This window comes from Actinomycetospora succinea (assembly GCF_004363095.1).
GTDB lineage: Bacteria > Actinomycetota > Actinomycetes > Mycobacteriales > Pseudonocardiaceae > Actinomycetospora > Actinomycetospora succinea.
On the sequence record NZ_SNYO01000005.1, the window covers coordinates 1 to 20,914 of the forward strand.

The window sequence follows — 20,914 nt, forward strand, 5'->3', positions numbered from 1 at the left end:
CAAACTCTCCAACAAAAAACATTGGAACAAACAGTCCCAGCAAAAACACCCAACCCCCACTGGCATGAAAGGTCAGGCGACTCAAAGAAACCCCATCACAAACAACACCCAAAGGCACTGTTCGCCGACGAGGACAAACACACCAAACATTCAGCACACTGTTGAGTTCTCAAAGGACAACCACACCACCGTACCAACCCACTCACCGAGTGGACCTTTCGGAGGGCGAAGCTCCTAACTTAGTTGTCCGCCAGGCCCGGGGCAACCCCTTGCTTGGCGATGACGTGAACTCTACACACGCCGGAAACCCGCCCTGCACGGGGGGGTCGATCAGCGCATCGGCGCTGGTCACGGAAGGTTCCCGCCCCGTACGCAGGCGAAACGCCCACCGACCCGATCAGGTGCCCGCGAGCTCCACCCCGGCGGCGTTGCGCTTGCCCCGGCGCAGGACCAGCCAGCGGCCGTGCAGGAGGTCGGCGTCGGCCGGCTCCCACTCCTCCGACTCGATCTTCGCGTTGTTCACGTACGCGCCACCCTCGGCGATCGTCCGGCGCGCGGCGCCCCGGCCCGTGGAGAGACCGCTCCCCACGAGCAGGTCGACGATCGTCGGCCGCTCCGAGCGCTCTGCGGTGTACGACGGGATCTCGGCGATCGCCGCGGAGAGCGTGGCCGCGTCGAGCTCGCCGAGCTCCCCGCGCCCGAAGAGGGCCCGGCTCGCCGCCTCCGCCCGGGCGACCTCCTCCTCGCCGTGCACCAGCGCCGTCACCGCCCGGGCCAGCGCCCGCTGCGCCTCCCGCGCCTGGGGCTTCTCCTCGGTGAGCCGCTCGAGCTCGGTGATCTCCTCGTGGGAGAGCCAGGTGAACGCGCGCAGGTAGGTGCCCACCATCGCGTCCTCGGCCTGGATCCAGAACTGGTAGAAGGCGTACGGGCTGGTCAGCTCGCGGTCCAGCCACACGGTGCCGGACTCCGTCTTGCCGAACTTGGTCCCGTCGGCCTTCGTGATCAGCGGGGTGCCGAGCGCGTGCAGCGACCGGCCCTCGACGCGGTGGACGAGGTCGGTGCCCGCGGTGAGGTTGCCCCACTGGTCGCTGCCGCCGGTCTGCAGCGTGCAGCCGTAGCGGCGGTAGAGCTCGAGGAAGTCGTAGGACTGCAGCAGCTGGTAGGAGAACTCGGCGTAGCTGATGCCCTCGTCGGACTCCATCCGCCTGCTCACGGCCTCCTTGGCGAGCATCCGGCCCACCCGGAAGTGCTTGCCGACGTCGCGCAGGAAGTCCAGCGTCGAGAGGCCCTCGGTCCAGTCGAGGTTGTTGACCAGCAGCGCGGCGTTCGGCACGTCGTCGGAGAAGTCGAGGAACGGCCGCAGCTGGGCCCCGAGCTTGTCCACCCAGCCGGCGACCACGTCGCGGTCGTTGAGCGTGCGCTCCGACGTGGGCTTCGGGTCGCCGATGAGACCGGTGGCGCCGCCGACCAGCGCGATCGGACGGTGGCCCGCCTGCTGGAAGCGGGCGAGCGTGAGCCACTGGAGCAGGTGTCCGATGTGCGCGCTCGGCGCGGTCGGGTCGATGCCGGAATAGAGGGTGACCATCCCCGCGTCGAGATCCCGGCGCAGCGCGTCGAGGTCGGTGCTCTGGGCGATGAGGCCCCGCCAGGCGAGGTCGTCGAGGAGGTGCGGTGCGGTCACGCGTCCAGTCTGCCGAACCCCGTCACCAGTCCGGACCGTCGGCCCGCGCGCGACCCGCCTTGTACGGCGTGACGGCGCGCGACCCGGCCACCCAGAAGCGCCACGGTCGCTCCTGGCCCGCCGCGACGCCGACCCGCGGCCCGGTCCGGATGTCGGCGTCGGGCACCGGGGTCCCGGCCTCCAGACGCACCGGGGACGACGGGGCGAGCACGTCGAGGCCGTTGGCCTCCCGATCGAGCCCGAGCAGGGCGCACAGTCGCGCCGGCCCCTTCGCGAGCTCGGCGTCGCGGCCCTTCGCGGTCGGCCGGCGGGCGTGCGCGGCGCCGAGGTCGGAGAGCACCTCCCCCGCGCGCAGCAGGACGGCGCCGGCGACCCCGTCCTGCAGGCACACCACGTTCGCGCAGAAGTGCATGCCGTAGACGAAGTAGACGTACAGGTGGCCCGCCGGGCCCCACATGACCGCGTTGCGCGCGGTCCGGCCGCGGTAGCAGTGCGAGCCGGGGTCGTCGGCGCCGCGGTAGGCCTCGACCTCCACCAGGCGGACCCGCATCTCGCCCTGCGGGGTGTCGGCGGCGAGCTCGCACCCGAGCAGGCGGCGGGCGGCCGGGAGCACGTCGTCGGCGAGGGCCGACCGGTCGAGCAGCATCGGCGGTGATCCTGCCCTGGCGGGCGCGCCGGTCAGCGCGCGAGGTAGTCGACGGCCCGGACCGCCTGCGCCTCGTCGTAGCCGACGGGCAGGTGCACGCGGCCGGCCGTGGTGCGGAAGTAGACCTCCCAGGCGTGGAAGCCCAGGTAGGCGCGCTCGTCGGCCTGCATCACCGCGGCGTAGGCGCGCACCGCGCGGACGTAGCGGTCGTCGTTGTTGTAGCGCTTCAGGGCGCGGTCGAGGCCGGCGTCGGTGGCGCCGCCGTTGGCGCGCAGGTAGTTGGCCGCGCCGAGGATCGCGTCGTGCGGGTCGGTGACGTCGCCGCCCAGCCCGTAGCCCGCCCAGGTGCTCGGCATGAACTGCATCGGCCCCCGCGCCCCGGCCTCGGAGTGCGAGGCGATGCGGCCCATGCGGCTCTCGACGAGGTTGACGGCCGCGAGCACCGTCCACGGCACGCCGAACCGGCCCTCGGCCTCACCGAAGGCGGCACGCAGCTCCCCGGGCGGGAGCGGCGCGGCGATGCGCCAGGCCGGGAGCATCTCCCCCGGTCCGCGCTTCGCCATGGAGAGCAGGTCGCGTCCGGCGCCGACGATGCGCTCGGTGCTCTCTCGAACGCGGGGCGACAGGGCGGCGAGGACGGGCGCCAGGCGCTCCGGGCGGAAGGCGAGCTCCTCGTAGGCGACCTGCGCGGTCCGGCCCGCGGACGCGACGTCGTCGGGTGGGCGGGCAGGGTCGGCGATCGTGGCCTGGGTGTCCTCGAGGACGCGGGCCAGGGCGACGGGCTCGTCCGGCACGGTGGGCCCGTGCGGGCCGACGACGTCGGAGGAGTCGTCGGTGGCGAGGACCGCCGCCGGCGTCGGGACCGCCGGTGCCGCCGGGGCCTCCGCACAGCCGGCCCCGACCGCGAGCACGCCCCGACCGCGAGCACGGCGAGGGCGGCCACCAGCCACCGACCCGCCACCGCACGCACGCGTTCCACGCTACGGCCCGGTGCGCGACCCGTTCGAGATCAGCGGCGCTCGATCGGGCGTCCGGCCCAGGCGTGGGCCTCGATGGCGGCGGCGAAGACGCGGTCGAGCTGCTCGGAGACCCGCTTCGGGGCGGTGCCGCCGTGCGCGTCGCGCGAGGCGATCGACCCCGCGACGGTGAGCACCGCGCGCACGTCCGGGGTCAGGGCCGGGTCGCACGTCGCGAGCTCGTCGTCGGTGAGCTCGTCGAGCCCGACGCCGCGCTCCTCGGCCGCCCGGACGCACGCGCCCGCCGCGGCGTGGGCCCGCCGGAACGGGACGCCCTGGCGGACCAGCCACTCGGCGAGGTCGGTGGCCAGGGTGAAGCCGGCCGGGGCGAGCTCGGCGAGGCGGTCGGTGTGGAAGGTCAGCGTCTTGATCATGCCGGCCATCGCCGGGAGCACCATCGCGAGCTGGGCCGCCGAGTCGAACAGCGGCTCCTTGTCCTCCTGCAGGTCGCGGTTGTACGCGAGCGGGAGCGCCTTGAGCGTCGTCATCAGCCCGGACAGGTTGCCGACGAGCCGCCCCGCCTTGCCGCGGGCGAGCTCGGCGACGTCGGGGTTCTTCTTCTGCGGCATGATCGACGACCCGGTCGACCAGGCGTCCGCGAGCGTCACGTACCCGAACTCCGCGGTCGCCCAGAGGATGACCTCCTCGGCGATCCGCGAGAGGTCCACCGCGATCTGGGCCAGCACGTAGGCGCCCTCGGCGGCGAGGTCGCGCGACGCGGTGCCGTCGATGGAGTTGTCGACGGCGTCGACGAACCCGAGGTCGTGCGCCACCGCGGCCGGGTCCAGGCCCAGCGACGTCCCGGCCAGCGCGCCCGACCCGTAGGGCGAGTACGCCAGGCGCCGGTCCAGGTCGCGGCACCGGCCGACGTCGCGCAGCAGGGCCTGGGCGTGCGCCCCGAGGTGGTGGGCGAGCAGCACCGGCTGGGCGTGCTGCAGGTGCGTGCGGCCCGGCATGGCGGCGTCCGGATGCGCCCGCGCCTGGATGAGCAGCGCGTCGACCACGCCCGCGACGCCCCGCACCACCGCGCGCAGCTCGTCGCGCAGCCACATCCGCAGCTGCGTGGCGATCTGGTCGTTGCGCGAGCGCCCGGCGCGCAGGCGCCCGCCGACGTCCTCCCCCGCCCGCTCGATGAGGCCGCGCTCGAGGGCGGTGTGCACGTCCTCGTCGTCCTCGGTGGGCAGGAACGCCCCGGACTCCACGTCGTCGGCGAGGCGTCGCAGCCCGTCGAGCATCGCCTCGAGCTGCTCGTCGGTGAGCAGCCCGGCGCCGTGCAGCACCCGCGCGTGCGCGCGGGAGCCGGCGATGTCGTAGGGCGCGAGCACCCAGTCGAACTGCGTCGACTTCGACAGCGCCGCCATCACGGCGTCCGGGCCGGACGCGAACCGCCCGCCCCAGAGGGCGGAGCCTTCCGGCATCAGCCCAGATCCCGCTTGGCGGCGATCTTGGACGGAAGGCCCCAGAGCTGGACGAAGCCCTTGGCCAGCGACTGGTCGAACAGGTCGCCCTCGTCGTAGGTGGCGAGGTTGAAGTCGTAGAGCGATTGAGCGCTGCGCCGGCCCGTGGGCACCGCGCGGCCGCCGTGCAGGGTCATCCGGATCTCGCCGGTGACGTGCTCCTGGGTGGTGTCGACGAAGGCGTCGAGGCTGCGGCGCAGCGGCGAGAACCACAGGCCGTCGTAGACGAGCTCGCCCCAGCGCTGCTCGACCTGGCGCTTGAACCGAGCCTGCTCGCGCTCGAGCGTGACGTTCTCGAGCTCCTGGTGCGCGGTGATCAGCGCGATCGCGCCGGGCGCCTCGTAGACCTCGCGGCTCTTGATGCCGACGAGGCGGTCCTCGACCATGTCGAGCCGCCCGATCCCCTGGCCGCCGGCGCGCTGGTTGAGCTGCTCGATGGCCTGCAGCACCGAGACCTTCTGCCCGTCGAGGGTCACCGGCACGCCGGCCTCGAAGCCGACGACGACCTCGTCGGGCTCGCGGGGCTCGGCGGGGTTCGCGGTGTAGGAGTACACGTCCTCGATCGGCCCGTTCCAGATGTCCTCGAGGAAGCCGGTCTCGACCGCGCGGCCCCAGACGTTCTGGTCGATCGAGTACGGCGAGCGCTTGTTGACGTCGATAGGCAGCGAGCGCTCCTCGGCCCACGCGATCGCCTTCTCGCGGGTCCACGCGAAGTCGCGGACCGGCGCGATGACGTCGAGGTCGGGGGCGAGCGCGCCCACGCCGACCTCGAAGCGGACCTGGTCGTTGCCCTTGCCGGTGCAGCCGTGCGCGACCGTCGAGGCGCCGTGGGCGCGGGCGGCCTCGGCGAGGTGCTTGACGATCAGCGGGCGCGACAGCGCCGAGACCAGCGGGTAGCGGTCCATGTAGAGCGCGTTGGCGCGCAGCGCCGGCAGGCAGAAGCCCTCGGCGAACTCGTCGCGCGCGTCGGCGACGGCCGCCTCGACCGCGCCGCAGTCCAGGGCCCGCTTGCGGATGACCTCGAGGTCCTCTCCGCCCTGCCCCACGTCGACGGCGACCGCGACGACCTCGCGCCCGGTCTCCTCGGCGATCCAGCCGATGGCGACCGAGGTGTCGAGACCCCCGGAGTACGCCAGCACGATCCGCTCGCTCACTGCTCTCCCTCTTCCTGCTCGTTCATGTCTCGGGTGGACGACCGCGCCGTCGTCCTGGTGCTCAGGGTCCGCAGCCGGGCTGCGAGGTCGGCCCCGTCGAGGGGCTCCCGGGCGACGACGAACACCGTGTCGTCGCCGGCGATGCACCCGACCACCTCGGCCAGCGCCGCACGGTCCAGCGCGCTGGCCAGGTAGTGCGCGGCTCCGGGCGGGGTGCGCAGCACCGCGAGGTTGCCGGAGTGGTCGGTGGAGACCAGCAGCTCGCCGAGCAGCCTGGTCAGTCTGTCGGTGCCGCCGACGACCCCGCGCACGGGGCTCCCGTCGTCGGGCACGACGTAGCGCCCCACACCGCCGTCGACGCCGCGCAGCTTGACCGCGCCCAGCTCGTCGAGGTCGCGCGACAGCGTCGCCTGGGTGACCTCGACGCCCTCGGACGCGAGGAGCGCCGCCAGCTCGGCCTGGCTGTGCACCTCGCGGTCGGTGAGCAGGGCGACGATGCGCGCCTGGCGCGCCGCCCTGCTCGTCACGCCCCGGGTCTCGGTCATCGCGAGCGCTCCAGGAGCCACGTCAGCACGGCCTTCTGGGCGTGCAGCCGGTTCTCGGCCTCGTCCCACACCGCCGACGCGGGTCCGTCGATGACCTCGGCGGTGATCTCGTCGCCCCGGTGGGCGGGCAGGCAGTGCAGGACCGTGACGTCCGGGCGCGCGCGGGCGACCGCCGCCGCGTCCAGCCGGAACGGGGCGAGCACCGCGCGGTCGCGGCCGTCGGACTCCTGGCCCATCGAGGTCCAGGTGTCGGTGACGAGCACGTCGGCGCCCTCGGACGCCGCCGGGTCATCGGTGACCGTGACCGACCCGCCCGTCTCGGCGGCCCGCGCCCGGGCGGCGTCGACCACCGCCGCGTCGGGGGTGAAGCCCGTCGGTGCGGCCACCCGCACGTGCATGCCGGCGGTGGCCCCGCCGAGCAGCAGCGAGTGGGCCATGTTGTTGGCGCCGTCGCCGAGGTAGGTCAGCGTCCGGCCCGCGGTGCCGCCCTGGCGCTCGGCGATCGTCTGCAGGTCGGCGAGGACCTGGCAGGGGTGGAAGCCGTCGGTCAGCGCGTTGACCACCGGCACGGTCGCGTGCGCGGCCATCTCCTGGATGCGCTCCTCGCTGCCGGTGCGCCAGACGATCGCGTCGACGTAGCGCGAGAGCACCCGCGCGGTGTCGCCGATCGTCTCGCCGCGCCCGAGCTGCGCGTCCCGTCCGTCGATCATGACCGGGGTGCCGCCGAGCGCGGCGATGCCGACCTCGAACGACACCCGTGTGCGGGTCGAGCTCTTGTCGAAGACCACCGCGACGGCGCGCGGCCCCGCGAGGGGTCGCCGGCCGAACGGGTCGGCCTTCATCGTCGCGGCGAGCTCGAGCACCTCGGCCTGCTCGGCCGGGGCCAGGTCGTCGTCGCGCAGGAGGTGCCGGACCGTCGTGCCCACGGTCGCGGTCACGAGCCCGCCGCCTCGGCCGCCGCGGCGCCCTGGTCGAGCACCTCGGGCAGCGCGGCGACGAAGCCGTCGAGCTGCTCGTCGGTGACGACGACCGGCGGCGCGAGCCGCACGCGCTCCGGGACGGCGTTGTTGATCAGGTAACCGGCCTCGCGACCGGCCGCGGCGACCTGGGTGGAGATCGGCTCGTCGAGCGCGATCCCGATGAGGATGCCGACGGCGTCCACGTGGTCGACGACGCCGTGGCCCAGCCCCTCGATGCGTGCCGCGAGGTCGCGGCCCAGCGACGTCGCGCGGTCGAGGTAGCCCTCCGCGGCGATCGTGTCGAGGACGGCCAGTGCCGCGGCGCAGCAGACGGGGTTGCCGCCGAAGGTCGTGCCGTGCTGGCCGGGGCCGAGCAGGTCGCCGGCCGCGCCGACGCCGAGGCAGGCGCCGATGGGCAGCCCGCCGCCGAGGCCCTTGGCCAGCGTGACCACATCGGGCACGACGTCCGTGCGCTGGTGGGCGAACCACAGCCCGGTCCGCCCGACACCGGTCTGGACCTCGTCGAGCACGAGCAGCGCCCCGCGCTGCGTGGTGATGTCGCGGGCCGCGCGCAGGTAGCCGTCGGCCGGGACGATGACGCCGGCCTCGCCCTGCATGGGCTCGAGGAACACCGCCGCGGTGTCGTCGTCGACGGCCGCGCGCAGCGCCTCGACGTCGCCGTACGGCACGAACTCCACGCCGGGCACGAGCGGCTCGAACGGCGTGCGCTTGGCCGGCTGCCCGGTCAGCGACAGCGCGCCCATGGTCCGGCCGTGGAAGGCGTTCTCCGCGGCCACGACCTTGGTCCGTCCGGTCCGCCGCGCGATCTTGAAGGCGGCCTCGTTGGCCTCGGCGCCGGAGTTGCAGAACAGCACCCGGCCCGGGTGGCCCAGGAGCTCCAGCAGGCGCTCGGCCAGCTCGACGGTCAGGGGGTTGATGACGAGGTTCGAGGTGTGGCCCAGCGTCGCGACCTGGCGGGAGACCGCCTCGACGACCGCCGGGTGGGCGTGGCCCAGGAGGTTCACCGCGATGCCGCCGAGCAGGTCGAGGTACTCGCGGCCGTCGGCGTCCCACACCCGGGCGCCCTCGCCGCGCACCAGGCTGATCGGCGGGGTGCCGTAGTTGTCCATGAGGGAGGCGCCCCACCGGCGACGGAGGTCCTCACCCGAGATCGTGGTCGTCATCCGCTACGCCTCCTTCCCGTCGGCCGGCAGGACCATCGTCCCGACCCCGGCGCTGGTGAACACCTCGAGCAGCACGGAGTGCGCCACCCGCCCGTCGATGACGTGGGCGCGCGGGACGCCCCCGCGCACGGCCCGCAGGCAGGCCTCCATCTTCGGGATCATGCCGCTGGCCAGGGACGGCAACAGCGTCTCGAGCTCGGCGTCGTCGATCTGCGAGCGCAGGCTCGAGCGGTCCGGCCAGTCGGTGTAGAGCCCCTCGACGTCGGTGAGGACGACGAGCTTGCGCGCGCCGAGCGCCTCGGCGAGGGCGGCGGCCGCGGTGTCGGCGTTGACGTTGTGGACGACTCCGTCGGCGTCGGGGGCCACGGTCGACACGACGGGGATGCGCCCGCCGGCGACGAGGTCGAGCACCGCGGCCGGGTTGACCTCGACGACGTCGCCGACCAGGCCCACGTCGACCTGCTCGCCCTCGACCGTCGCGGTGCGCCGCGCGGCGGTGAACAGGCGCGCGTCCTCGCCGGAGAGCCCGACGGCGTAGGGGCCGTGGGCGTTGATCAGCCCGACGAGCTCGCGCCCGACCTGGCCCACGAGCACCATCCGGACGACGTCCATCGTCTCGGGGGTGGTGACGCGCAGCCCGCCGCGGAACTCGCCCTCCATGCCGAGGCGGCCGAGCATGCTCGTGATCTGCGGGCCGCCGCCGTGGACGACGACCGGGCGGATGCCGGCGAGGCGCAGGAACACCATGTCCTCGGCGAACGCGCGGCGCAGGGCGTCGTCGGTCATGGCGTTACCGCCGTACTTGACGACGACCACGGCGCCCTGGAAGCGCTGCAGCCAGGGCAGGGCCTCGGCGAGCACGCCGGCCTTGGCGGCGGCCTCGTGGTAGCGGTCGGGGACGTCGGCGGGGACGGGGATGCTGGTCAGCGCCTGGTCGATGTCGATGTCTGTCATGACGAGTACGCGCTGTTCTCCTCGACGTAGGCGTGCGACAGGTCCGTGGTGAGGACCGTCGCCCGCCCGTCGCCCAGGCCCAGGCCGACCTCGACGGTGATCTCGGGGCCGGACAGGTCGGCCCGGTGGCGGTCGCCGACCGCGGCCGCGGCCTCGCAGAGCAGGACGCCGTTGACTGTGACCGAGAGCGTCTCGGGCTCGACCGTCGCCTCGCTCGCGCCGACGGACGCGGCGATCCGGCCCCAGTTCGGGTCGGAGCCGAAGAGCGCGGTCTTGACCAGGCTGTCGCGGGCGACGGTGCGCGCGGCGACGAGGGCGTCGTGGTCGTCGCGGGCGCCGGTGACGGTGACCGCGATCCGCTTGGTGACGCCCTCGGCGTCGGCCTGCAGGCCCTGCGCGAGCTCCGCGCAGACCTCGGTGACGACCTCGGTGAACGCGTCGGCGTCGGCCTCGACGCCCGAGGCGCCGGACGCGAGCAGCAGCACCGTGTCGTTGGTGCTCATGGAGCCGTCGATGTCGAGGCGGTCGAACGTCTGGGCGGTGGCGGCGCGCAGGGCGGCGTCGGCGATGGTTGCGTCCACCACCGCGTCCGTGGTGACCACGACCAGCATCGTCGCGAGGCTCGGCGCCATCATCCCGGCACCCTTGGCGAACCCGCCGACCGTCCACCCGTGGCGGCTGACGGCGGACTGCTTGTCGACGGTGTCGGTGGTGAGCACCGCGGTGGCGGCGCGGGTGCCCGCGTCCTCGCCGTCGGCGAGGTCGCCCGCGGCGGCCTCGACACCCTTGAGCAGGTGGTCGAGGGGCAGGCGCTCGCCGATGAGGCCGGTGGAGCAGACGGCGACCTCGATGGCCCCGCAGCCGAGGACGTCGGCGACCTTCTCGGCGGTGCGGTGGGTGTCGCCGAACCCGTCGGGGCCGGTGCAGGCGTTGGCCCCGCCGGCGTTGAGGACGACCGCGCGCAGGTTCTGCTCGACCAGCACCTGCTGGGACCAGAGCACCGGCGCGGCCTTGACCTGGTTGCGGGTGAACACGCCCGCCGCGACCTGCTGGGGACCGTCGTTCACGACGAGGGCGACGTCCGGCCGTTCACCGTGGGCCCGGATGCCGGCGCGGACGCCGGACGCCCGGAAGCCCTGCGGGGCGGTGACGCTCACGGGCTGACTCCGGTGGTCGGGAGACCGAGGGTCTCGTCGAGGCCGAGGGCGAGGTTGACCGACTGGAACGCGCCGCCGGCCGTGCCCTTGGTGAGGTTGTCGATGACGGCGGTGACGACGAGGCGGCCGGCGTCCGGGTCGATCGCGACCTGGATCTGCGCGGTGTTCGACCCGACCACCGACTTCGTGGCGGGCTGGACGCCGGCGGGCAGCAGGTGCACGAACGGCTCGGCGGCGAAGGCCTTGGCGTAGACCTCGCGGGCCTGGTCCTCGGTGACGCCGTCGTCGGCGAGCGGGGCGCTGGCGACCGCGAGGATGCCGCGCGGCATCGGGGCGAGCACGGGGGTGAACGAGACCCGGACCGGCTCGGGGCTGACCGTCGCGAGGTTCTGGACGATCTCCGGGGTGTGGCGGTGGCCGCCGCCGACGCCGTACGCGGTCGCCGAGCCCATGACCTCGGAGCCGAGCAGGTGGGGCTTCGCGGCCTTGCCGGCGCCGGACGTCCCGGAGAACGCGACGATGCTGACCTCGGGCTGCACCAGGCCCGCGGCGACCGCCGGGAAGGACGCGAGCGTGCTCGCCGTGGGGTAGCAGCCGGGGACGGCGATGCGCGTGCTGTTGCGGAGCTGCTCGCGGGCGCCGGGCAGCTCGGGCAGCCCGTAGGGCCACGACCCGGCGTGCTCGCCGCCGTACCAGCGCGCCCAGGCCTTCGGGTCGGTGAGCCGGTGGTCGGCGCCGCAGTCGACGACGAGCGTGTCGGCCGGCAGCTGCGCGGCGAGCTCCGCCGAGCGCCCGTGCGGCAGCGCGAGGAACACGACGTCGTGCCCCGCGAGCTGCTCGGGCGTCGTCTCGGCGATGGTCCGGTCGGCGAGCGTGGGCAGGTGGGGCTGGTGGGCACCGAGGGCGCTGCCCGCGGACTCGCCCGCCGTCACCGCCCCGATCTCGACCTCGGGGTGGGCCAGGGCGAGGCGCAGGACCTCACCCCCGACGTACCCGCTGGCTCCGGCGACCGCGACCTTCATGCGTATGAGTATGCGCGCGCTCGGAAATCCATGCAACCGAGGTGATCAACGCCGCCACGTGTACGGGATCGTCTCCTCCGGGCCGAGGCGCCGCCAGCGGTCGCGCAGCGCGCGCAGATCCTCGACGGCCGTCGTGGCCTGCGCGGTCGTGAACGGGCTCGGCGTGCTCTGCGTGATGCCCCAGGCGGCGTCGAGCGCCTTCCTGGTCGCCCCGCCGTCCCGGTCGACACTCTGCTGCAGCACGCCGACGACGGTCTCGGCGAGCCCCAGCCACCTCGCGTTGACCTTGCGGACGGCGTCGGAGCGCTGCCGGCGGTCGTGGCGCAACCGGCCGCCGACGACCTCGATGCTCTCGAACAGCGCGCCCGCCCGGATCGAGCCCCAGAGCCCCTCGGTGATGCCCAGGGCGCGCTCGCCGAGGAAGTGGACGGCGTCGTGCGGGACGTCGCCGGTGCGCTCGTAGGACCGCAGGCGGAGCGTCACGCCGTCGCCGCGGTCGATCAGTGCGAGCGACCCGCCGTCCGGACGCTTCGAGAACTCGACGTGCACGGGGTCATGCGATCACGCGGGTCGAGCGATTACTGGCTGGTATCGCTCGCGCAGCGAGAGATACCAGCCAGTAATCGTCTCAGTTGGCGCGGTGATCGGTCCGCAGGGAGTGGCGCGGGCGGCTCGTCGACGGGTACGGCGCGCGGGGCCCGCTGTCCTGGGTCTCGTCGCTCGGGGTCGACGGGAACGACGGGTGCGGCTCGCGGAAGGACCCGGTGTCGGACGGCGCGCCGAAGGACAGCGACGGCGTGAGGTCGCGGAAGGTCGCTTCCGAGGACAGGTCCGACGAGAACGACCCCGCCGGGAACGGCTCGGCGAACGGCTCCCGGAACGGCGGGAACGACGGGTGCGGCTCGCGCACCGCCGGGATGCCGCCGGACTGGCTCGCGGCGATCTGCATCGCCGGGATGCCCTGGGAGTCGGTCGCGCTCCCCGCGGCCGGGGTCGGGGTGGCCGCGCGGTGCCCGACCGGCTGGGACCCGGTCGCGGCCGGGTCCGCGCCCCAGGTCGGGGCCGGCGCCGGGACCGGCCCTGAGATCGGGGCTGCCCCGGTCGGCGGGTCGGCGGGCGTCTGGGGCCCGGCGACCGGCTCCTCCACCTCGGCGGGCGGCACGACCGTGGGCGGGGCGTCGGTGTCGGGCAGCGGGGCGGCGTCGCGGCGCCCGACGGCGACGAGGTCGCGGCCCAGCAGCCCGGACACCAGCCAGTCGAGGGCGATGCGGACGGTGCGGTCCGCGGTCGGCATGGCCCACAGGTGGTAGGCGCGGTGCAGCATGAACGCCGGCCAGCCCGTCATCCGCAGCGGGCCGATCTGGGCCGCACCGCGCCGGCGGCCCAGACCGGCCACGGCCCCCGAGTTCTTGTGGCGGTAGCCGCGCAGCAGCCGCCCGGCGAGGAACGCGTCGATGTTGCGGGCGAGCAGGCGCGCCTGGCGCACCGCGTGCTGGGCCGTCGGCGCGGTGGTGATCGGCTCGCCGTCGCGCGGGGCGGGCACGGTCACGTCGGGGACCGCGGCGCAGTCGCCGGCGGTGAAGACGTGGGCGCGGTCGCGGACCTGCAGGGTCGTCGCGCAGCGCACCCGGCCCCGCGAGTCCAGGGGCAGGTCGGTGCGCTCGAGCAGCGGGTTCGGCACGGAGCCGGCGGCGACGACGATCGTGTCGGTGGCGAAGGTCGGCCCACCGGCGAGGACGACGGTCCCGCCGTGCGCCGACGTGATCTTGGCGCCGACCCGGACCTCGATCCCGCGGCGCAGCAGCTGGGCGTGCACGCGGGCGGCGAGCGCCGGGCTGACCTCGGGCATGATCCGCCCGGCGGCCTCGAGGAGCACCCACTGGATCTCCTCGGCGACGTAGCCGGGCTGGTGCTTCGCGGCGCGCCGCGTCATGTCCTCGAGCTCGCCGAGCACCTCGAGGCCCGCGAACCCGCCGCCGATCACGGTGAAGGTCAGCAGGCGGCGGCGCTCGGCCGGGTCGGTCGTCGACGCCGCGGCGTCCAGCCGGGACAGGACGTGCTCGCGCAGGGCGAGGGCGTCGGTCACCGACCGGAACGGGAGCGCGCGGTCCTCGAGACCGGGGATGGGCAGGCGCCGGGGCGCCGTGCCGGGCGCGACGACGAGGACGTCGTAGCCGATCTCGCGGGTGCCGCCGTCGGGGAGGCTGACCACCGCGCGGCGCGAGGCGTCGTCGACCGCCGCGACCGACCCGGTGATCACGTCGCAGCGGCGCAGGGCGCGGCGCAGCGGGACGGTGAGGTGCCGCGGCTCGATCGCGCCGGCCGACGCCTCGGGCAGGAACGGCTGGTAGGTCATGTGCGCCTGCGGGTCGACCACCGTGATGCCCGCGATGCCGGTCGTGGCGGCGCCGGGACCGAGGTGGCGCCCGCCCCGCGTGCCGCCGGGCAGGCGGGCCTGCAGCGCGCGCGCCGCGACGAGTCCGGCGTAGCCGCCGCCGACGACGAGCACCCGGGCACCCTCGGCGCCCTCGCCCGTCTCGCGGGACCGCAGCCGGGCGAGGAAGACGACCGCCACGACGCACAGGAAGCCACCGAGCGCCGCGGCGCCCCAGTTGGGCAGGGCGCCGAACACCCAGAACAGCGCGACGATGATGGGGCCGATGACGAGCAGCACGCCGCGGCCGACCACGAAGTCCGCGGTGGCCCAGGCGCCACCGGAGCTGTCGGGAGCCTCGGGGAGGGGCGGCTCGTCGGGCGCGCTGGACATGCAGGTGCTCCTCGCTGATCGGGGTCGAGGCGGCCGGCCCGGGCGAGGGGGAGCCCCCGGGTCACGGCCAGGTCACGCTAGGGGGACGGATCATGGCGGGGGGCGCACCTGAGAACACGACGCGCCACGACCCGGTCACCACCCGCCATCGCGCGGTCACCGGTCGGGTGATCGCCCGAACGGTGGAAGAACGGACCGCTGGGCTCTCAGGAACGGCGACGAACGGTCCTCAGGGAAGACGGGCGTGCGCGCGGGTGACCGCCGCCTCGGTCCGCTCGTCGAGGGTCCCGAACGGCGAGACCTCCAGGCGCTTCCGGGGCGCCGCCCACGTCCCCACGATCCGGCCGCGGTGGACGACCGTGGCGCGGAAGACCCCGTTGCCCCCGGGGACGATTCGCTCGAAGTGCTCGGCGTCGAGGACGTCGTCGCGCCGGCCGTAACCGAGGACGAACTCGTCGAAGCCCGGGAGCAGGTGCACGCCGAGGGCCTGGCGGCGGTGCGCCGCGAGGACGTCGGGCACCGCCGGGTCCAGGAGGTACTCGGTGCCGTCCACGTCCAGGCTCGCGAGCTCCGGGCGCGCGATCGCGAGACCGGTGTCGACGTCGGCGGCCGGCATGGTGGTCCAGCGCAGGAAGTCGTTCCGCGTGGCCGGCCCGTGCGAGCGGAAGTAGCGCCGCGCCCACTCCCCCAGCGCCTCGTCGCGCTCGAGGCGCCGGGGCGCGGGGATCCAGCGCGCCACGTCGACGATGACCGGTTCCCCCTCGCGGAAGGGCCCGAAGCACAGCAGTCCTCGCGACGCCAGCGTGCCGAGCAGGTGGTAGCCCCGGCCCTTCACGGGCTCGAGGCCCGCCTGCTCCCAGACCGCGAACAGCGCCTCGCGCGTGGCCGGGACGGCACCGAGGGCCAGCTCGCCGGCGCGCTCGACGTCGGCCTCGGTCAGGCCCAGCTCGACACGACGGCGCGCCGCCTGGACCTGCGGGCGCGGCGTGCCCAGCGGGAGCATCCAGCCGAGGTCCTCGGCGGGGACGAGGTGCAGCGTCCCGCGCATCGGCCAGCTGCGGACGACCTGCCCGGCGTCGCACGCCGCCACGACGGCCTCACGCGACCGGCTCGCCGTCCGCAGCGCCAGGGACGTCAGCGCGCCCGGGAGGTCCTGGGCCTGCACGGCGCCGAGGTGGCGGACCACCTCGGCGACGTCGTCCGTCCTCGATCCGACGATCCCGAGAGCGACCAACCGCAGCAGCCCGACCTCCGAGACCCGCCGCGCGCTCATGCGCCCAGATGCTGCCGGAACCACGCGACGGCGTGCGCGTCGACCTCCGCGGCGTGCGGCGTCTGCGGCGCCGGCTCGAGGCCCGGCTCCTCGGCCAGCGCGTGACCCATGCCGTCGATGACGACGAGGTCCGCCGGCCCGTCCGCGCCGGCCACGAGGTCCCGCGCGGGCTCGAGAAACGCCGTCGGCTCGTCCTCGGCCCCGACGACGAGCAGCGTCGGCGTCGTCCCGAGCTTGCCCACGCGCGCGACGTAGTCCATCCGGTCGGCGACGGCGTCGGACTCCGGCCCCCACCGGTAGTCGACGCCGAAGAGCTTCCCGAGCGTCGCGACCACCGGCCGCAGCTGGATCAGCGGGCTGACGCCGACGAGCGCGGTGACGTCGTCGCGCCGCGTCGTGACCTCGAGCGCCACACCGGCCCCCGCCGACCCGCCGAACAGGCCCAGCGGCCCGCCGATCCCGAAGCGCTCGCGCAGCGCGCCCAGCGCCGCGTCGAACTCGCCGGCGGCCTCGTCGTTGACCGGTCCGTGCATGAGCATGACCGCGTCCTCGTAGCCGAGGGCCATGAGCTCGTCCATGCCGCCCGCGGGCAGCCGCGCGCCCATCTTCGGCAGGCCCAGGTAGATCCGCCACGCGTCGAGGCCCGCGAGCGGGAGCGCCGCCGCGAACGCCGCCTCGCTGCGCGGCGCGTCCATGAGGTGCCAGCCGACGACGACCGGGGCGTCGTCTCGCGGCCCGCTGTCCGGCGCGACGGCGATGAAGGGCACTCCGGCTGCGGTTCCGGTCTCGACCACGATGAGCTCCTCGAATGCGTCGAACTGTACGGTGTCCAGCATACTGGACGGTGTACAGTTCGTCCATGCCCAGGACCCCGGGTCAGCGTGCCGGACTCAGCCACGAGGCCGTGCTCACCGCCGCGAAGAGGGTGTTCGCCGAGCGCGGACTGCCCGGGCTCTCGATGCGCTCGGTCGCCGGGGAGCTCGGCGTCGCCCCCAACGCGCTCTACAGCCACGTCGCCGACAAGGACGCGCTGGTCGACGCGCTCCTCGACGACCTGCTCGGCGCGCTCGATCCCCCGCCCCCGGACGCCGAGCCGGTCGCCGGGCTCCGCGAGGTCATGCTCGCGACGTTCGACCTGCTCGCGCGCCACGCCGACCTGGTGCCGCTCTACCTCGCGCGCCAGGGCGCCCGCGGCCCGCAGGCCCGCGCGCTCGGCGCGGCGATGACGGTCCTGCTCGCCCGCCTCGGCGTCGACGACGCGGCGGCGGGCCGGGTGGTGCGCGCGCTGATCGTCAGCACGCTGGGCTACGCCGCGCTCGCCACCGCCGACGACGCCAACCTGAACCCGCCGGAGCTGCGCGCGGACCTCGAGGTCACCCTCGACTGGATCGTCCGCGGCGCCACCGCCTAACGCAGGCGCGCCCCGACCCGCTCGGACGCCGTCTCGACGGCCGCGTCGCGGCGGGCGGACGCCTCCTCCAGGGTCAGCGTCCGGTCGGGGGCGCGCAGGCGCAGGGCGAAGGCGAGCGAGCGCTTGCCCTCCCCCACCTGCGGGCCGGCGTAGACGTCGAACAGGCGCACGTCCTCCACGAGGTCGCCGCCGCCGTCGCGCAGCGCCGAGACGACCGTCGCGGCCGGCACGGCCTCGTCGAGCACGAGGGCCACGTCGAGCAGCACCGGCGGGAACGACGACACGGCGGGCACCGGGCGGTCCTCGGCGAGCGGGAGCCGGTCGAGCTCGACCTCCATCGCGCAGGTCCGGGCGGGCAGGCCGAGGGCCTCGAGGACCTTCGGGTGCAGCTCGCCGGCGTGCCCGACGAGCACGTCGCCGAACCACAGCGCCGCGCAGCGGCCGGGGTGCCAGGGCGCGTGCACGTCGGAGGCCACCGTCAGCTCCGCGCCGTACACGCGGCCCACGAGACGGGCGGCCTCGATCGCGTCCGCCCAGTCGGCGGCACGACCCGGCCCCCACCAGCCCGCGCGCTCCCACGCCCCGGCGAGCACCGCGCCGACGCGCAGCGGCTGGGCGGGCAGGCCCTCGAGCACCGACGCGATCGCCGCGGCGTTCGGACGGTGGTCGACGGGCAGCACCGGCGCGGCCGGCGGGTCACCGGGACCGGGACGCACGACCTGGCCGACCTGGTAGAGCGCGAGGTCGCGCAGGCCACGGGAGACGTTGCGGACCACGGCGTCGAGCAGGCCCGGCAGCAGCGTCGTGGCCATCAGCGAGCGGTCGGCGTCGAGCGGGTTGGCCAGCCGCAGGGCGTTCCGGCGGTCGTCGTCGGCGTCGAGGCCGAAGGCGTCGAACACGGCGGGCGCGACGAACGGCGAGGGCAGGACCTCGTCGTACCCCGCGTCGGCCAGCGCCCGCGACACCTGGCGGCGGCGGCGCTGGCCCAGCGTGAGGCCGGTGCCGGGCTGCGCGGCGGGCAGCTCGGACGGGATGCCGGCGTAGCCCTCGAGGCGCAGGACCTCCTCGACGAGGTCGGCCGGGCGCGTCAGGTCGGGGCGCCACGTCGGGGGCACCGCACGCAGGCCCGCGCCGCCGCTGTCGCCCGGGTCGGCGGCGGCGACCTCGACCGCGCAGCCGATCTGGTTCAGCCGGCGCACCACGGCGCCGCGCTCGTAGCGCGTGCCGGCGACGCGGTCGGGCAGGTCGAGGGCCATGACGACGGGTTCCGGGGCCGGCACGCCGCCCTCGTCGGTGACGCCGGCGGTGACGGTCGCGCTCCCGTAGTGCGCGAGCAGCCAGGCCGCCCGGTCGGTGGCGGCGCGCGCGACGCCCGGGTCGACCTCGCGCTCGAAGCGGCGGGCGGCCTCGCTGGGCAGCCGGTGGCGCCGCGCCGCGCGGGCCACCGACGGCGCGTCCCAGCAGGCGGCCTCGAGCAGGACGTCCGAGGTCCCGGTGCCGACCTCGGTGCTCGCGCCGCCCATGACGCCCGCGAGGCCGATCGGCCCGGAGTCGTCGGTGACGACGACGTCGTCGACGTCGAGCGCCCGCTGCGCGTCGTCCAGCGTGGTGATCTTCTCGTCGGCCGCGGCCCGCCGGACGACGACGTCGCCTGTCACCGTGGCCGCGTCGTAGGCGTGCATCGGCTGGCCCAGCTCGAGCATCACGTAGTTGGTGACGTCGACGGCCAGCGAGATCGGGCGGACCCCGCACAGCAGCAGGCGCCGGCGCATCCACCACGGCGACGGCGCGGTCGGGTCGAGGTCGGTGACGCGGCGGGCGACGAAGCGCCGGCAGCCGGACGCGGGGTCGAGGCGGACGGGCCACGCCTCGCCGTCCTCGGCGGGCAGGCCGTGCCCGAGCGCCGCGGGGTCGCCGTACGGCGCGTCGAGGGCGCACGCGAGCTCACGGGCCAGGCCTCGGACCGAGAGGCAGTAGCCGCGGTCGGGCGTCACGGCGATGTCGAGCACCGCGTCGCCGAGGCCGAGCAGCTCCGCGGCGTCGTCGCCGGGGTCGGCCGTGCCGGGCGGGAGCACGAGGATGCCGCTGTGGTCGTCGCCGAGGCCGAGCTCGTCCAGGGCGCAGATCATGCCGTCGGAGACGTGGCCGTAGGTCTTCCGCGCCGCGATCGCGAAGTCGCCGGGCAGCACGACGCCGGGCAGGGCCACCACGACGAGGTCGCCCTCGGCGAAGTTGGTCGCGCCGCAGACGATCCCGCGGGTGCCCGCGTGGTCCCCGTCGGCCTCGTTGTGCTCCGGGCCCACGTCGACCCGGCAGTACCGGATCGGCTTCTTGAACTCGGTGAGCTCCTCGATCGACGCGACGCGGCCGACGACGAGCGGGCCGGTGGTCGTCGGGACCGGGACGACGTCCTCGACCTCGAGGCCGACCCGGATGAGCGCCTCGCCGACGGCGTCGGCCGAGAGCTCGGGTCCCTCCTGGGAGGACAGGTCGACGTGCTCGAGGAGCCACGAGACGGGGACGCGCACGGCTTACCGGGCCTTTCTGGTGCTGGGAGGCGGAGGGCGGCGGCTCAGGGTTCGACCGCGAACGCCGAGGTGAACCGCACGTCGCCCTCGACCATGTCGCGCATGTCGGGCAGGCCGTTGCGGAACATCAGCGTGCGCTCGAGGCCCATTCCGAACGCGAAGCCGGAGTAGACGTCGGGGTCGACGCCGCAGGCGCGCAGGACGTTCGGGTCGACCATGCCGCAGCCGCCCCACTCGACCCAGCCGGCGCCGCCCTTCTTCTGCGGGAACCAGACGTCGGGCTCGGCCGAGGGCTCGGTGAACGGGAAGTACGACGGCCGCAGGCGGATCGTCGACTCCTCGCCGAACATGGCGCGCGCGAACGCGTCGAGCGTGCCCTTGAGGTGGGCCATGGTGAGGCCCTTGTCGATCGCCAGGCCCTCGATCTGGTGGAAGACCGGGGTGTGGGTCGCGTCGAGCTCGTCGGTGCGGAACGTCCGCCCGGGGCACACGACGTAGACGGGCAGGTCGCGCTCGAGCAGGGCGCGGATCTGCACCGGCGAGGTGTGGGTGCGCAGCACCTGGCGGGCCTCGGCGGGCTCGACGTGGAAAGTGTCCTGCATCGTGCGCGCCGGGTGGTCGGGCAGGAAGTTCAGGGCGTCGAAGTTGAACCACTCCGACTCGACCTCGGGGCCCTCGGCCACCTCGTAGCCCATCGCCACGAAGATGTCCGCGATCCGCTCGGAGAGCTGCGTGAGCGGGTGGCGGCTGCCGCGCGGGTGGCGGTCGCCGGGCAGCGTGACGTCGACGGCCTCCTCGGCCAGCATCCGCTCGTCGCGCTCCGCGGAGAGCACCTCGTGGCGCTCGTCGTACGCGGTCTGGATGGCCACGCGGACCTCGTTGACCCGCTTGCCCGACTCCGAGCGCGCCTGCGGCGGCAGCGCCCCGATCTCGCGGCGCGCCGTCAGCACCGGCGAGCGGTCGCCGAGGTGGGCGGGCTTGAGGGCGGTGAGCGCCTCGAGCGTGCCCGCGCCCGCGAACGCCGCCGAGGCGTCCGCCCGGGCGGCGTCGAGCGTCTCGGGGTCGAGCGCCGCGACCTGCTTGGGGTCGTAGAGGTCGTTGGTGCCGGACATCGAGGTCGTCTCGCTCCTGAGGCTCGGGTGCCCGCCGATGGTATCGGA

Annotated in this window: 18 protein-coding genes; 1 reads left to right on the top strand and 17 read right to left on the bottom strand. The window is 74.9% G+C overall.

Annotated elements, in window-relative coordinates:
* Window positions 1–397 precede the first annotated feature (397 nt).
* From tyrS to EV188_RS18625, 15 genes are all read right to left on the bottom strand, one after another.
* Window positions 398–1,681, bottom strand: coding sequence for a tyrosine--tRNA ligase (gene tyrS, locus EV188_RS18555; protein ID WP_133827803.1), 1,284 nt, complete (start codon window positions 1,679–1,681; stop codon window positions 398–400).
* Window positions 1,682–1,703: 22 nt separating this feature from the next.
* Window positions 1,704–2,327 (bottom strand): DNA-3-methyladenine glycosylase, encoded by a 624-nt coding sequence (locus EV188_RS18560; RefSeq protein ID WP_133827804.1) that lies wholly within the window; start codon window positions 2,325–2,327, stop codon window positions 1,704–1,706.
* A gap of 32 nt (window positions 2,328–2,359) precedes the next feature.
* Window positions 2,360–3,238, bottom strand: coding sequence for a lytic transglycosylase domain-containing protein (locus EV188_RS18565; protein WP_133827805.1), 879 nt, complete (start codon window positions 3,236–3,238; stop codon window positions 2,360–2,362).
* A gap of 98 nt (window positions 3,239–3,336) precedes the next feature.
* Window positions 3,337–4,761, bottom strand: coding sequence for an argininosuccinate lyase (gene argH, locus EV188_RS18570; RefSeq protein WP_133827806.1), 1,425 nt, complete (start codon window positions 4,759–4,761; stop codon window positions 3,337–3,339).
* Complete coding sequence (locus tag EV188_RS18575) at window positions 4,761–5,954, bottom strand: argininosuccinate synthase (protein ID WP_133827807.1); 1,194 nt, start codon at window positions 5,952–5,954, stop codon at window positions 4,761–4,763. The genes argH and EV188_RS18575 overlap by 1 nt, the downstream gene beginning before the upstream one ends.
* Window positions 5,951–6,499, bottom strand: a complete 549-nt coding sequence (locus EV188_RS18580; RefSeq protein ID WP_133827808.1) for an arginine repressor — start codon at window positions 6,497–6,499, stop codon at window positions 5,951–5,953. Before EV188_RS18580 ends, EV188_RS18575 begins: the two co-directional genes overlap by 4 nt.
* Complete coding sequence (argF, locus tag EV188_RS18585) at window positions 6,496–7,437, bottom strand: ornithine carbamoyltransferase (protein ID WP_243741812.1); 942 nt, start codon at window positions 7,435–7,437, stop codon at window positions 6,496–6,498. Before argF ends, EV188_RS18580 begins: the two co-directional genes overlap by 4 nt.
* Window positions 7,434–8,642, bottom strand: a complete 1,209-nt coding sequence (locus EV188_RS18590) for an acetylornithine transaminase (RefSeq protein ID WP_133827809.1) — start codon at window positions 8,640–8,642, stop codon at window positions 7,434–7,436. The genes argF and EV188_RS18590 overlap by 4 nt, the downstream gene beginning before the upstream one ends.
* 3 nt (window positions 8,643–8,645) lie before the next feature.
* Window positions 8,646–9,596 carry an acetylglutamate kinase gene (gene argB / locus EV188_RS18595; RefSeq protein ID WP_133827810.1) on the bottom strand — a complete coding sequence of 317 codons (951 nt, stop codon included), beginning with the start codon at window positions 9,594–9,596 and terminating at the stop codon, window positions 8,646–8,648.
* Window positions 9,593–10,753 (bottom strand): bifunctional glutamate N-acetyltransferase/amino-acid acetyltransferase ArgJ, encoded by a 1,161-nt coding sequence (gene argJ / locus EV188_RS18600; RefSeq protein ID WP_133827811.1) that lies wholly within the window; start codon window positions 10,751–10,753, stop codon window positions 9,593–9,595. The genes argB and argJ overlap by 4 nt, the downstream gene beginning before the upstream one ends.
* Window positions 10,750–11,781, bottom strand: coding sequence for an N-acetyl-gamma-glutamyl-phosphate reductase (gene argC, locus EV188_RS18605; RefSeq protein WP_133828059.1), 1,032 nt, complete (start codon window positions 11,779–11,781; stop codon window positions 10,750–10,752). The genes argJ and argC overlap by 4 nt, the downstream gene beginning before the upstream one ends.
* Before the next feature lie 39 nt (window positions 11,782–11,820).
* Window positions 11,821–12,324, bottom strand: coding sequence for a hypothetical protein (locus EV188_RS18610; RefSeq protein WP_133827812.1), 504 nt, complete (start codon window positions 12,322–12,324; stop codon window positions 11,821–11,823).
* Window positions 12,325–12,403: 79 nt separating this feature from the next.
* Window positions 12,404–14,542: an FAD-dependent oxidoreductase gene (locus EV188_RS18615; protein WP_243741813.1), complete on the bottom strand. Its 2,139-nt coding sequence runs from the start codon at window positions 14,540–14,542 to the stop codon at window positions 12,404–12,406.
* Window positions 14,543–14,771: 229 nt separating this feature from the next.
* Window positions 14,772–15,815, bottom strand: coding sequence for a winged helix DNA-binding domain-containing protein (locus EV188_RS18620; RefSeq protein WP_133827813.1), 1,044 nt, complete (start codon window positions 15,813–15,815; stop codon window positions 14,772–14,774).
* Entirely contained in the window at window positions 15,812–16,609 is a 798-nt protein-coding gene (locus EV188_RS18625) for an alpha/beta hydrolase family protein (RefSeq protein ID WP_243741814.1), read from the bottom strand. Before EV188_RS18625 ends, EV188_RS18620 begins: the two co-directional genes overlap by 4 nt.
* 65 nt (window positions 16,610–16,674) lie before the next feature.
* Here EV188_RS18625 and EV188_RS18630 point away from each other — a divergent pair, with 65 nt between their 5' ends.
* Complete coding sequence (locus EV188_RS18630; RefSeq protein WP_166659967.1) at window positions 16,675–17,226, top strand: TetR/AcrR family transcriptional regulator; 552 nt, start codon at window positions 16,675–16,677, stop codon at window positions 17,224–17,226.
* Here EV188_RS18630 and pheT read toward each other — a convergent pair.
* Window positions 17,223–19,754 carry a phenylalanine--tRNA ligase subunit beta gene (gene pheT, locus EV188_RS18635; protein WP_133827816.1) on the bottom strand — a complete coding sequence of 844 codons (2,532 nt, stop codon included), beginning with the start codon at window positions 19,752–19,754 and terminating at the stop codon, window positions 17,223–17,225. The genes EV188_RS18630 and pheT overlap by 4 nt on opposite strands.
* A gap of 44 nt (window positions 19,755–19,798) precedes the next feature.
* A complete protein-coding gene (gene pheS, locus EV188_RS18640) occupies window positions 19,799–20,866 on the bottom strand; it encodes a phenylalanine--tRNA ligase subunit alpha (RefSeq protein WP_133827817.1) in 1,068 nt (355 codons plus the stop codon).
* Window positions 20,867–20,914: the final 48 nt, after the last annotated feature.

What these genes read in the sequence shown, in the direction of transcription:
- EV188_RS18615 (WP_243741813.1), bottom strand. Translation starts at nt 14,542, where the DNA reads ATGTCCAGCGCGCCCGACGAGCCGCCCCTCCCCGAGGCTCCCGACAGC.
- EV188_RS18560 (WP_133827804.1), bottom strand. Translation starts at nt 2,327, where the DNA reads ATGCTGCTCGACCGGTCGGCCCTCGCCGACGACGTGCTCCCGGCCGCC.
- argH (WP_133827806.1), bottom strand. Translation starts at nt 4,761, where the DNA reads ATGCCGGAAGGCTCCGCCCTCTGGGGCGGGCGGTTCGCGTCCGGCCCG.
- EV188_RS18630 (WP_166659967.1), top strand. Translation starts at nt 16,675, where the DNA reads ATGCCCAGGACCCCGGGTCAGCGTGCCGGACTCAGCCACGAGGCCGTG.
- EV188_RS18580 (WP_133827808.1), bottom strand. Translation starts at nt 6,499, where the DNA reads ATGACCGAGACCCGGGGCGTGACGAGCAGGGCGGCGCGCCAGGCGCGC.
- EV188_RS18590 (WP_133827809.1), bottom strand. Translation starts at nt 8,642, where the DNA reads ATGACGACCACGATCTCGGGTGAGGACCTCCGTCGCCGGTGGGGCGCC.
- pheS (WP_133827817.1), bottom strand. Translation starts at nt 20,866, where the DNA reads ATGTCCGGCACCAACGACCTCTACGACCCCAAGCAGGTCGCGGCGCTC.
- argB (WP_133827810.1), bottom strand. Translation starts at nt 9,596, where the DNA reads ATGACAGACATCGACATCGACCAGGCGCTGACCAGCATCCCCGTCCCC.
- EV188_RS18620 (WP_133827813.1), bottom strand. Translation starts at nt 15,815, where the DNA reads ATGAGCGCGCGGCGGGTCTCGGAGGTCGGGCTGCTGCGGTTGGTCGCT.